This window comes from Streptomyces mayonensis (assembly GCF_018982965.1).
In the GTDB taxonomy this organism is placed as follows: Bacteria; Actinomycetota; Actinomycetes; order Streptomycetales; family Streptomycetaceae; genus Streptomyces; species Streptomyces mayonensis.
Genome location: NZ_JACBYP010000002.1, coordinates 80,896 through 94,010 on the forward strand (window position 1 = coordinate 80,896; position 13,115 = coordinate 94,010).

The following is a 13,115-nucleotide window of genomic DNA, read 5'->3' on the forward strand; positions in this document are numbered from 1 at the left end:
GCGCGCTCCCGTTCCAGCCCCGCGGGCGGCGTCAGACCCGGATCTCCCGGACGACGACCGAGTGGGCCGCGCCCCGGGAAGCGTCGTACGAGATCTCCCGGCCCGTCGGCTGCCACATCAGCGCGTGCCCCAGCGGGGACGACGGAGAGATGACGTCCGCGTCGTCGGTGGGCAGCTCCGCGACGGTGTACAGGGTCGTCTCGTCGGCCTGACCGTCGAACTCGAGGACGAGCAACGCACCAGGGAACACCGCCTTGGGCGTTCCCTCCTCCTGGCCGACGCGCACGGCGTCGAGGAAGGCCCGCAGGAAGCCGAGCCTCTTCGTCCGGCGCTCCCGCTGATCGGCCCACGTCTTCCGGAGGAAGGCGAGGTTCGCCGCGTCTGCGTCCACGGGTGTCTCGTCGGGAGTGTCGATGGCGACCTGCAGATCCTGCATCTCGCGCACCAGCCGGTGGAACGCGGCGGCGGGGATCTCCTGGACGGGGAAGGCGCTCCGGGCGACGGAGCGTCCGGAGCGGGACGCTGGCTGCGTGGCCGCGTCCACCGCAGGCGCCGGCCAGGGCGCGCGCGGGTCCTTGGGCCCGGCGGCGGAGGACGCGATCGCCTCCGCCGCCACGACGGATGCCACGTCGGGTGCCGCTTCCGGCGCCGCGTGGAGAGCCACGCCGGGCGCCGTCTCGGTCAACGGCATCGGGTCCTGCGCAAGCGCGCCCTCTCGCGACCCCCCTGCGCCGTCGTCCTCGTCCCGGCCGGCGGCCGGCGGCAGCCGGAAGTCCGCCTCCTCGGCCGGGGAGCCGGGCATTTCGGCCGGGGAACCGGGGACTTCGGCCGGGCAGTCGGGCACTTCCGGATGTTCGGGCAGCGGCTCGATGCCCAGCCGTTCCAGTTCCACCCAGAGCGGGGCGAGAGCCTGCTCCCGGTCAAGGTGGAAGCGGCTGCCGCGGATCCTGACGAAGGTCCAGTCGACGCGTTCGAGATCCCGCTGCCGGGCGGCCGCGGTGGACGCGTCCTCGCCGTCGGCGAAGGTGTCGCCGTCGCAGGCGAGGGCCAGCCTGCGGGTGCCGCCCTCGACGACCAGGTCGATGGTGTGGCGGCCGACCCGGTAACCGGGCCGCACCCGGTAGCCGCGGGACGTCAGCTCCAGGTACACCTTCTGCTGGAACAGGCCGTCGAACGCCTCATGGCGTACATCGGGCCGTACCTCGCCCTCCACGGCGGCGGTGTCCTCCTCCGCGGGCCGGGTGAGGTGGTCGAGCCAGCTCCGGCGCAGGTCGTTCTCGTGGAACTGCTCCGGGCGGGCGCTGTGGAACACCCACACCTGGTCCTGGGCGCGGGACGCGGCCACGTTGAGCCGCTGTTCGTACGTCTTGCCGTTGAAGCCGCCCGGCACGGTCCCGGCCGCGGTGGTCGCCGAGTTGACGCAGGAGACGAACATGACGTTCCGCTCGTCGCCCTGGAAGTCCTCGGCGTCGCCGACCCGGATGCGCCGCTCCTCACGCTGCTCGTAGTCGAGGCGCTCGGCGAGCAGGTTCTCCAGTTCCGTCAGGTGGCCCTTGGCGCCGCGGAGGCTGATGACGCCCATGGTCTTCCCCTCGTACGCGGGGTCGGCGCAGCAGCGCACGACCGCGTCGACGAGGGCGTCGGCCTCCGCGGCGTTGATCAGCCGGTCGTTGCCGCCGACGGCTTCGCCGTCCTCGACGTACACGGTACGGACGGGCGGCAGCCGGTCGGCGCCGTACTGCCGCAGCGGCTGGAGTCGGCCGGTGTAGCAGAGGTCGTTGGAGAAGGAGATGATCTCCGGCATGCACCGGAAGTGCTCCTTGAGCATGAGCGTGCCACGGCCCGCGGAGAGCGCCTCGGTGAGGTCGAAGAAGCTGGAGTCGGGACCGAAGAGACTGCGCACGTCCGGTTCCAGCGCGGTCAGCAGCCGGTCCCGCAGATGGAAGTACTCGTCCTGCTTGAGACCGACGTTGGACGGACTGACCTGCTTGCTGTCGCCGACGACGACCATCCGGCTGGCGAGCCAGCTCAGCAGCATGGCCTCCAGGCCTGACTGGCTGGCCTCGTCGACGATGACGACGTCGAACATGCCGGGCCGGTCCATGGGCACGGTCTCCGCCACCTGGTGCAGCGGCATGATCCAGGCCGGCACCGCCGTCTGGGCCTTGCGCAGTGCCGCCTGGGCGTCGCGCCGGTAGCGGTGCTGGTACTTGCCCTTGATGCGGCGGGCGGCCTGCTGGTACGCGCTGAGGGCACGGGACTGGTCGCCGGTGAGCAGCCCGAGGCAGCGGTGCCAGGCGCGGGCGGCGGCGAGCCGGGCGAGCATGATGCGCGCCTCGTCGTCGGCCTCCGTCAGCCGTCGGCGCAGGCCGCGCTCGGCCTCCGGGTCGGTCAGCCGTTCGATCCGCTCGCGCCACGCCGACCAGGCCCAGGCCTCGGCGAGCAGCGGCAGCCGGGCGTCCCACGCGGTGTCCTGCGGGGACCCGGTGACGCGTTCGGCGAGCGAGGGGAACGCCTCGCGCACGCGGGTGTGTGCGGCGTGCTGGTCGGCCCGCAGCCGGGCGGCGTCACGTACCTCGGCGATCTCGTCGCTGAACTCCCGGTAGCCCTGCGGATCCTGGGCGCGCACGGCGTCGAGTGCCCGGGTGACGGCGGGTGCCGCGCCGGGCCGGTCGCTCCACGTACGCAGCAGTTCACCGGTGTCCGCGATCACCTTGCGGGACTGCCCGGCGGCACGCAGCGTGGTCGCCGCGCGCAGCAGGGCCCGTACGGCGTGTTCGACCGGGGCGTCGTGCCAGGCGGCGACGGCGAGTTCGGGCGAGGTGGCGGCGGCGGCGAGTACGTCGGTGCGGGCGGCGGCGACGGCGAGCAGTGCCTCCAGCACGTCGGCGTCCTGTCGCAGGCGGGCCAGGCGCGGCCCGTGTCCCTGCCAGGCACCGGCGGGGGTTCCCCACTCGGACTCCACCTGAGACAGGAGCAGTTCGAGCCGGACACGGGCTGCGACGACCGTCGCGGTGGCGACGTCCTCAGGAGACCGCCCATCGACCCGCACGGCCTGCACGAACGCGCCGACGGCCTTGGCCAGCTTCGATCGGGTGCCGAGCGGACCGCGCAGCCTCTGTCCCTGGGCGAGGCCGTCGTGCAGGGTGGTGGCCTGGCCCAGCGCGGTGGCCGGATCGTACTGCTCCAGACCGCTGACCATGGCGGTGCCCAGCGTGGCGAGCGAGGTGTCGAGCGCCGCGAGGGCGCCGGTGACGGCGGCGTGCCGGCTGCGCGTCTGCCAGTCCTGCCCGGCCGTCACCTCCCTGAGGAGTACTCCGGCCCACTCGCCGGCGGCGGCCGCGAGGGACGCGGCACGTGCCCTGGTGGTGGAGAACGCGTCGAGGGCGGTCGTCAGACGCTGCTGTCCGGCCTCGCTCAGATCTCGCACGGCCGTGTCGTACTGCCGGCTCATCGGGTCCTGCCGTACCGCCTCGTGTGCCTCGTCCGCGGAGCGCACGACCGTGACGGCTTCCTCGAAGTCACCCGGGCCAGGCAGTTCGGAAGAGCTGGGTACCTCGGCCGCGAGGGCCCGATGGTGTGGTGTGAAGGCTCGCGTGGTGTGCAGCAGCCTCAGCGTGTCGTCGGCGGTCAGGGAGGGCTGTTCCCGGGGAACTTGCCCCAGCCAGTCGTACCGCTGTGTCTCGGCGGTGAGGCGCTCGGCGATCTCCTGGAGGCTTCCGGTGTAGTCGCCGATCTCCGCCTCGAAGCGGTGGGTCTCCTGTTCGCGCAGCACGGCGAGGTCACGCAGCATGGCGCGCTGGGCCGACCGGGCCGCGGCGAGTCGTGCCTGGAGCGTGCGGATCTCGCTCTGCGAGGCCTTGGGGTCGTAACCGGCGTACTCGCTGAGGATCCTCTGCACGGACGCCTCGAGCTCCCGCTGGGCGGCCGCGCCGTCCTCGGTGCGGCTCACGCACAGGTCGCGGATGCTCTCGGGCAGCTTGTCCCGCAGGACGCGCAGGGCGCGCGGGGTGTGGCTGGTGATGAGGACCCGCTTGCCCTGGGCGAGCAGATCCGTGACCAGGTTCGCGATGGTGTGCGTCTTGCCGGTGCCGGGCGGGCCCTGCACCACGACGAGCCGGTTGGCGCGCAGCCGTTCGGCGATGGTCCGCTGCTCCTCGTTGGCGGGCAGCGCGAAGTACATCTCGCCGGTGCCGGCGTCTGCGCCGTCGTCCTCGGCCGCAGCGAGGTCGGCGGCGGTCAGCGCCCCGTCGCGACCCGCGATGTAGCCGAGCAGCTCGTTGGGAGCCGTGCCGGAGTCGATCTGTCGCGCGATGGCCTTGAGGGCGTCCATCGTCGAACGGCGGTTGCGCTCCCGCAGGACGAGTGCGGGAGTGAGCCCCACCTGGGGCACCTCGAGCGTGCGCGGCCGGGCGCGTTCCACGGTCGGCGAGTAACTTGCCGCGCTGTGGGCCGCGTTGCCCCAGCTCCGGAGGGCGGTGTGCACGGCATCGAGGTGGGCGGGGTCGGTGACGTCCAAGCCCTCCTCCAGGACGCCGACGATCTGTTCACGCACGGGACCCGGCACGTGCTGGGCCCCCTCCAGCATGCCCTCTTCCAGTTCCAGGCCCGGACCGGTGGGGTCGGGGGCCGCGGTGAGGGTGCCGGTGGCCGGGTCGAGGTGGAGGGTGGCCCGATGGGTGACGAGGTGGCGTTCCACGCGCTGGCCGCCGGCCGTCTGCCAGGTGAGCCTGCCGAGCCCGAGGACGAGTTCGTAGGCCTCACCGAGGTTGGCGGCGTCCTCGTGCATCTTGTGCAGCCGGTCGTACAGCTTGACGACGGGGTCGATGGCGCGCCGCCGCCCGGCCCAGGCCAGCCACTCCTGTTCCCAGGCGGCGTACAGCTTCTCGATCTTCTCCCGCTTCGGGTGGTCGTCGAGCTCGTGGTAGGTCTTGTCGAGCGGGATGCCCCCGGACCAGTCGGGGAATTCGGGCTCGATCCTGCGGCGCAGATGCGGAGCGCGGGTCTGCTGGAAGTCCCGGACACGGCTCTCGTCGATCCAGGGCGCGAGCAGCGGCTTGGGGTGCGGGGCGTCCTCACGATCCGGACGGCCGAGGGTCAGCCAGGCCGGCATGTCGGTGCCGAGCGCACCGTCGAGCATCACGGCGACCTCGGGAGCGTCCGGCAGTTCCTCGAACCACACGGTACCGGCGGCACCGTCGAGCGTGCGGACGGGCCGTGCCTTCGACTCCTCGGCCTCGGCGAGGAACCGGAAGATCTGGCGCACGCGGGCCGCGTCGAGCTCGTCGGGGGAGAACTCCGGGGGCCTGGCGGGCGCGGCGGTCGCCCGCGGTACCGCCGGCTGCGCCGTGGTGGGCGCGCCCGGCCGGTCGGAGCCCGAGGGTCGTGCCGGTACGGCCCCGAGCTCGAGTCGGCCGGCGGCCCGGCCTCCCTGCACGCCATCGGTGCCGTAGCGGTCGTCCGGCGATTCCGTGTCGGTGAACAGGGACGGCTGCTGCTCGCCGAACAGCGCTCCCTGGTCCGGGAGCACCTCCGACGCCGTACGCACGGCCGTCGTGCGGGACCCGGCCGGTGCGGACACCGCGGCCCTCGCCGTGGTGAAGGTGATGCTCTCGCGCTCGTGCGCGTAAGGGAACCGCACCTCGATGTCCAGCTCGGCGATGGTACCGGCGGGGATGCTGTAGGCCCAGGTCACGGAGGCTCGGCGGCCCTTGCGCAGGGTGCCCTCGAGTCCCTCGTCGAGCAGCTCTCCGCGGTAGTCCTCCACCTGCCGTCCCGTCTTGCCGTACGGCCCGCCGCGCACCAGCAGGGTGATGCCCTCGACGTCGATGGGCCGGGCGGTGCCGTTGCTCAGGCGGAGCGTGCACCGGACGAGGTCGTCGCCCTTCCGGTACCCGTCCGACTCCTCCGGATCGACCAGCTCGTACGGCACCACGTCGTCGACGCGGACGTGCAGCCCGTCGCCGTACTGATAGTCCGAGCCGACCGGCCACACACCGTCGCCGAGGCCACTCTCACCCTGACTCACGCGCCACCCCCTGCTGTTCAGGGCCACATGGGTGGCCACTTGATGTCATCCCGCCCCGACCAACCCGAGCACCACACTACGCACCCCCCGGCACGCCGACTCGAGTGTGAACTGAGCGCACGCGAGAGTACCAGTGGCGCCGAAAGTACGGACCCGTCGGGCACCTTCGGGACAACTGCATCGAATCTCAAGCAACAGTAGATTTACCTCATTGACTCTGTTCACAGCAATACCCATGATGGATCCAAGCGTCGCACTCGCCCGAGATCCTGCCCCACATCCCGAGAGAAGAGAGGCCGTACGCCATGCACATGGAAGTACTCCAGGTCAGTCCCGAGTTGGCAGCGGAGTGGCTTACCCGCAACACCAGCAACCGGCCCCTCAGCAAGAGCGCCGTACAGCAGTTGGCCGGCCGGATCCAGCGAGGCGAGTGGCAGCTGACACACCAGGGCATCGCATTCGACGAGGACGGCGTGCTGATCGACGGGCAGCACCGCCTGGCGGCCATCACCAAGGCGGGAGCGACGGTGCCGCTGACCGTCACCCACGGCGTCCCGCGCAGCTCCTTCACGGTGATGGACACCGGACGCAAGCGCACCGGCCGGGACGCCCTCGCACTCGTGGGAGAGGCCAACTCGACGCACCTGGCGGCAGCCCTGCGCGGGCTCCACCTGTATCTGAACGCGCCCAACTCTGCCTGGAGCGGCGGATCGTCCGTAACCAGCAACGATCAATTGCTGACCATGCTCGACCAGCACCCCGGCATCCGTGACGCACTGCAGCACGGCATCGCCCTCAACCGGGCCTGCCGCATCACCGTCACAGCGGCGACCATCGGCTGGTACGTGACCACGGAGGCCCGGTCCGACATCGACCAGACCTCGTGGAAGGAGGGGATCGTCACCGGCGCACGACTCGAGCCCGGCGACCCCCGCCTCACCCTGCGCAACACGATGCTCAGCCTCGCCACGGGAAAGGCCCACCGACGCCGCGACGACTCACGTGAGCACCTGCTCTACTACCTCAAGGCGTGGAACGCGTGGGCCGAGGACCGGCCCATCAAGCTGCTGCGCCGGTCCCCCAACGAGACCATGCCCCGGATCACCAAGCAGACGACCGCAGTCGTGAGCCACGGGGTACTCCGTCAACCGTAAGTAGCCCCGAAAGCCACCACCGTTGACTAAGTTCACTGTAGATTGACGGAACCGTGAGGGCCTGGAGACCGTCGGACAAGCCGTCAGACCGCGCCCACCCGGCAGGAAAGGAAGCGCATGCGCGCGCAGGAGATCACCTTCCTCAAGCTCGTCCAGGGCGACAAGCAGTTCCAGGTGCCCCTCTACCAACGCACGTACAGCTGGGGCAGGGAACAGCTGAAGCGTCTCTGGGAGGATGTCGGCGAGCTCGTCGAGCAGCACCTGTCGGGAGAGGTCACCGCCCCGCATTTCCTGGGCTCCGTGGTGCTGGCCCCCGGCCAGATCCAGGCCGGCGGTGTCCAGCGGTGGCTGGTCGTGGACGGACAGCAGCGACTGACGACCCTGATGCTGGCCTTCACCGCGTTGCGCGACCATCTCAAGGAGCACGGCGACGCGCGCGGTGTGGACCGGGTCCACCGACAGACTCTGGTGAACGAGTTCCACGAGGGCCTCGACCACTATCGTCTGCTGCCGACGCAGGCCGACCGCGAGGCATACACGGCCTGTGTCCAGTCCCGCGCCGAAGCCGGTGGCGGCGACAACATCGGTGCCGCCTACCGGTTCTTCCTCGGCGCGCTCGCCGAGGGCCGGGAGGCCGCCGGCGACGACCGGTGGATCGCGACGGTCGAGACCGTCCTGAAGGACTTGCTGTCGATTGTGGAGATCACAGCCGAACCCGGTGACAACGTCTACCGGATCTTCGAGTCGATCAACAACACGGGGGTCGGCCTGAGCCAGAGCGACCTGCTGCGCAACTACGTGTTCATGCTCCTGCCCAAGCGGGGCGAGCGGGTCTATTCGGAGTTGTGGCTGCCGATGCAGCAGACACTCGGCCCCAAAAGCCTCGAACTCCTCGTCTGGCTGGACCTGGTGGTGCGTGGCCACCACAAGACCAAGCAGAGCGAGATCTACCGGGAGCAGCAGAAGCGGCTCCAACCGCTGGCCGGCGACGAGGACGCGCTGCAGCGCGAGGTCGCGCAACTGGCGGAACGCGGGCGCCGGTTCCTCCGCATCATCGAACCCCGGCGTGAGCGGTCACCCGCCCTGCGCGCCGTACTGGAGCGCCTCACCGCCTGGGGCGGCCAGACCCACTACCCGCTCGCCCTTCACCTGCTGGACCTCGTCGACGGCGGAAGCACGACATCCGAGGACGCGGCGGAGGCGTTGCGGTACGTCGAGTCCTATCTGGTGCGGCGGCTCATCTGCCAGACATCGACCACTGGCCTCAACCGCATCTTCATGGAGGCCCCGAAGGAGTTGGAGACGGACCGCCCCGCCGCCGACGCGGTCCGGCGGTTCCTGTCCGGGCGGCGCCGCCGCTGGCCGAGCGACGAGGAGCTGCGCCAGGCCGTCCGCAGCAAGCCCTTCTACTGGAGCGGCCGTCCCCCGCAGCGGAGTTACATCCTGCGCCGTCTGGAGGAGAGCCACGGCTCCACCGAGCCCGTCGACTTCGCCAAGGCGTCCCTGAGCGTCGAGCACGTGCTCCCGCAGCGACCGGCCGCCTCGTGGTTCGACCTGCTCGCCGACGAGACCGAACCGAACCAGACCCCCCAGGAACTGCACGACCTGCTGGTGCACACTCTGGGCAATCTCACCCTCACCGGGGACAACACGAAGCTGTCCAACAGCCCGTTCGAACGCAAGCAGCAACTCCTCGACTCCAGTGCCCTGCGTATGAACCAGGAGATCGCCGCGGAGCAGCGCTGGGGCAAGGCGGAGATCCTGGCCCGTGCCGACCGTCTGACGGAGCGGGCGGTGAAGCTGTGGCCCGGACCGATCGGCGGAGTCAAGCCGACCGGCGAGGAGTGGTCCGGCTGGGCGGAACTACGGGCGGCCCTGGTGGCGATGCCGAGCGGCACATGGACGACGTACGGCGACGTCGCCGAGCTGATCGGCAGCCACCCGGTTCCGGTCGGTACGCATCTGGGGTCCAACCCCACGGTGATCGGGGCCTATCGGGTCCTCACCGCGGACGGCAAGATCTCCCCGGCGTTCCGGTGGGCGGACGGCAGTGACCGGAAGCCGCCACGGGAGCTGCTGATGAGCGAAGGGGTGAGGTTCGACCCGTCGGGCCGGGCCCACGGTTCGCAGCGCCTGAGCGCGGCGGAGTTGGCGACCTTGCTGGGCAAGGACGTCACGCAGCCCGCATCGCACGATCCGCTTCCCGACGGGGAGGACGCGGCGGCGGCCGAGCGCTTCCGCACGCAGTTGCAGGAGCACTCGCCTGAGGCGTCCGCCGGGGTTCTGAGCACGCTCGACTTCTGGCGCCTGCAGGGCGGTCACGTCACCTACGGCAGACACGAGGAGACGAGCTGCTTCCCGATGCTGGACGCGGGGACCAGTCGCCGGCCCCATCTGATCTGGCCGGTCGCGATCTACCCGGTGAGCGGAACGGTCGAGGTCGTCTTCCAGTACCTCAAGGACCGCAGCCCCTTCGACGACACGGAACAGCGCCGCGAGCTGCTGAACCGCCTCAACAAGATCGAGGGAATCGACCTGCCCGAGGCGAAGCTGGAACTGCGTCCGTCCTTCCCCGTGCGGGTGTTCGCGGAGCACGAGGAAGAGATCTGCGGGGTGCTGGACTGGTTCGTGCACACGGCAGCGCTGGATTTGGCCCAGCGGGACTGAGCGAAAGCGACCATCACGAATGAGAGAGACACCCGTGCATGTACTGAGTGCGCTCGAGCTGACGCGCGGCGGTGGCCGAGTGACGAAGACCGGCACGACGCTGTCCGGCGAGCCGTCGGTGGCGAGCGCCGTCGAGTGGGAGCTGCACCTCCCCGGACGTCCGGCACTGAAGATCCATGACAACCACTGGCGCAACGGCGAACGGGACCTGGTGCTCCAGAAACCCCAGGTCATGCCCGAGATGCCCTCGGCCCTGTCGAATCTGCACGGCCGGCTGCGCTCCGGCGTCGCTCCCACGCCGGGCCGGCGGGAGCTCCGCGTCATGGTGTACCCGACGTATGTCGACGAGCACGACAGGCCGCGGATCAACAAGTCCTTGACCACCGAGGACCTCGCCGACCGGATGGGACTGTTCACACTGCGGGAGCTGACCGCACGGGAAGGCGTCACGCTGGAGCCCGCTCACGACCGCCCGGACCTGCCGCTCGTCGATCTGGACGACCCACAGGACGAGAAGCCCCTCCAGCACGCCCTGTTCTTCCCGGCCGAGGACGACGAGACGCCGGTACTCGGATTCGTCCACTTCCGTGCCGTGCCTGTGCTCCGTCACATCGGCTGGTTGGGCTCAGACGGCGGCTGAGGGGGCGTGGTACCGGGCAGGACGTGCCAAGGAACCGTCCGCGGCCTCGCCGGCCACACGATCTGCCTCACGGGGCGCGTGCTCGTCGACGGCGAGTGGACGTTCAGGTCGCGCTGTGCGCAACTGGCCGAGGAGCGCGGCGCGACGGCCAAGACCGACTTCTCGCGAAGAAGGCATCGACGTACGCACTCATGCATCGGGCGCTCCCGCGTTCGACGCGGGGTGGTCACGCGGGGGGGGAACGTGTTCATCGCCGAGGTAAAGAGCCTGACGGGAGCGCGGGAGGATCAAGCAGATCCGCCTGGGCATCGGGCAGGTCCTCGACTACGCGAACCAGCTCCGGACCGCCCACCCCGACCGCCGCCTGCGTCCCGTCCTGGTGCTGGAGAAGCGGCCGGCGGGCCCTCGGTGGTCCTCATTGGCCCGATCCGCCGGCATACGGCTTACGTGGGCTCCTGGCTTCCCGGACTTGTGACGGTGAGATACGCGCACGGGTCGGCGCGTCCTGCGGCTCCGTCGTGCTCGAAGGGCCCGGCGAGGGAGAAGGGCGTGGGTCGTCCACGCCGGTTCTCCATCGGCCCCGGCCACGAAGTGGTCAATCGGCTCGGGCCCTACTGGGCATCGTGGGCCGTGGGCTGGGCTCCAGCCGGTTCCGCAGACCTCGTGCCAGTACTCACGCCCGCACTGCCCGGCTCGATGGGGGCATGGCGCCGCTGTTGAAGCGCGTCGCGTTCCACGTCCGGGATCGACATCGACTCCGCAAGCACGGCGGCGAGCACGTCCACTTGAGTGTCATCGATGTCGGCGGGGAAGAGCCACCGGATGTTCTCGTCGCGCGTGATGAGGTCGATCGCCAAGCGCCCGCTTCTGTCCTGTGTGGTCGCTGCTCGAACGTATCGCACTCGGTCGATCGGAATGTCTTGACCGATCTCGCCTTGCTCAAGAAATGCGTTCGTCTTGGCCGTGATGATGCGGCGATCCGTGACAGCGACCAGTTCCCTTACCGCGGTCTTGTCCCTCGCTACCGCCAACTTCTCCTTCGCCCCGCCAAGGAGCGCAGAAACGGGACTGAGGGCGTCGGGCTGGTCGGGGAAGCCGAGGACACGCAGGTTCTCACCATCCTCGATGAACCATCGCAGAATGCGAAGGAACGGCTTGAGCTCCAATGATTTGGGCGCGCAGACGACGCCCGGAGCTTCGAGCGGAGCCGCTGGTGGATGAAGAGCATCGGCAAGAGGCTCGATCGCTTCCAGAAGACGGGCGGAGGTTTCGCGGGCTGCCTTCACGTCCTTCCGCTTCCCTGACAGCGGCCATGCATCGGGGCCGGGGAGCTCGGCCGCGATCCGCAGCTCCCGCGTCAGTGCGTCGACGAGGCGCGTTGCCTCGGCGAGAGCGGAGTCGAACTCCGTGCGGGTGTCGCGCGCGACGACCTCGGCGTACTGCGCCTCGGCCGCGTCCTCACGTCCAGCGGCCCTTGCCCTCGCGGCGCGCAGGGCGTGGTAGCCGGTCCATGCCCTGAGGGAGGAAAGGAGGGCGTGGGCGTCGAAGGCGATCGCTTCGGCGTTCGTCTGCAGATACTCACGGTGGCTGCGTACGTCAGGCCGGCCGATTTGTTCAATGTGGTCGCGAACGTTCCCCTGGAAGCGCTCAAGCTGCTTCTGCAGCTGCGCTCCACTCCCTGCGACGTCCTCCCACAGGGACGTCGGGACCGATTCGATCTCCCGCGCCTGGTCCACCGCGCGATCGATGGCGGCGACGAGCCCTGTCAGTTCGGCCCACTGATCCTTGCGGATGGTGGTCAGTACCTGGCTTGTCACCGCGAGGTTGGTCCTGACCAGGCCCGAGACCTCGCTCAGCATCATCTGAAGAGCGACCATGGCCAGCGCCGGCCCGATCGAGGCCGCGGTCTGCGCCTTGCTCACCGCGTTCACGGAGTAGAGGCGGGCCTGACGCATGATGCGGCCATCCACCATCACCGCTGCGAGATTCCCGCCGTCCTTGACGGCGAGCCTCGCGCCGCCGTTCAGCAGGGCCTGCGTCGTGGCGTCGATCCTGTAGAGCCCCTGCACGCCGGCGAACGCGTTCCCGAGGTTGCCGACCACGGTCGCCGCGTTCCCGATCGAGGCGAGGATCTCTGAGAGCTGCTTGCGGTCGGCAGCCGGAACGATCCCGAAGTCGATCAGATCGGGCTTCAGCTCCGGCGGGACCTCACCGGCGACAAGAGCCACCCCTGGGAGCACCTCCACCAGGACCGTCGATACCGTCGCCGGGTCGATGTCCGAGTCGGACGTCAAACCGTCCACATCAGGTGAGTCGGCGGTACTTCCCCAGCCGTTCTCCTCAGGCCGGGTGCTCCCCGTCGAGTCCTCAGATTCCTGCATACGATCTCCTCCCCACGAGGACGCGCGACGGACAGACATCGTCGGCGTTCCCTGGCTAAAGTCTATGGCTCGGCAACCTACGGTCCGGCCCGAATCCAGGCGGCGCCGAGTCCGGACAAGCCTGACCGCGCACCAGCACATCCCCCCACCCCCACCCCGTGATTCGACTCCGACCAGCACCTCTGCAGGCCGCCGAAGCCGTTCGCGAAGTATGACTAAGGTACCGACCTGCTCCGGAACCAGCA

General features: G+C 70.0%; 5 protein-coding genes. 3 read left to right on the forward strand and 2 right to left on the reverse strand.

Annotated features, from left to right (window positions below; translation table 11 throughout):
• Window positions 1-31: 31 nt before the first annotated feature.
• A complete protein-coding gene (locus tag HZS56_RS01175) occupies window positions 32-6,028 on the reverse strand; it encodes a PDDEXK-like endonuclease domain-containing protein (RefSeq protein ID WP_216718728.1) in 5,997 nt (1,998 codons plus the stop codon).
• 311 nt (window positions 6,029-6,339) lie between these two features.
• On the opposite strand from HZS56_RS01175, the gene HZS56_RS01180 reads away from it, so the two are divergent.
• From HZS56_RS01180 to HZS56_RS01190, 3 genes are all read left to right on the forward strand, one after another.
• Window positions 6,340-7,182, forward strand: a complete 843-nt coding sequence (locus HZS56_RS01180; protein ID WP_253913536.1) for a hypothetical protein — start codon at window positions 6,340-6,342, stop codon at window positions 7,180-7,182.
• A 117-nt stretch (window positions 7,183-7,299) separates the two neighbouring features.
• A complete protein-coding gene (locus HZS56_RS01185) occupies window positions 7,300-9,849 on the forward strand; it encodes a GmrSD restriction endonuclease domain-containing protein (protein ID WP_216718730.1) in 2,550 nt (849 codons plus the stop codon).
• A gap of 34 nt (window positions 9,850-9,883) precedes the next feature.
• Entirely contained in the window at window positions 9,884-10,489 is a 606-nt protein-coding gene (locus tag HZS56_RS01190) for a hypothetical protein (RefSeq protein ID WP_308407957.1), read from the forward strand.
• A 611-nt stretch (window positions 10,490-11,100) separates the two neighbouring features.
• Here the strand turns inward: HZS56_RS01190 and HZS56_RS01195 are convergent.
• Window positions 11,101-12,870 carry a hypothetical protein gene (locus HZS56_RS01195; RefSeq protein WP_216718731.1) on the reverse strand — a complete coding sequence of 590 codons (1,770 nt, stop codon included), beginning with the start codon at window positions 12,868-12,870 and terminating at the stop codon, window positions 11,101-11,103.
• Window positions 12,871-13,115: the final 245 nt, after the last annotated feature.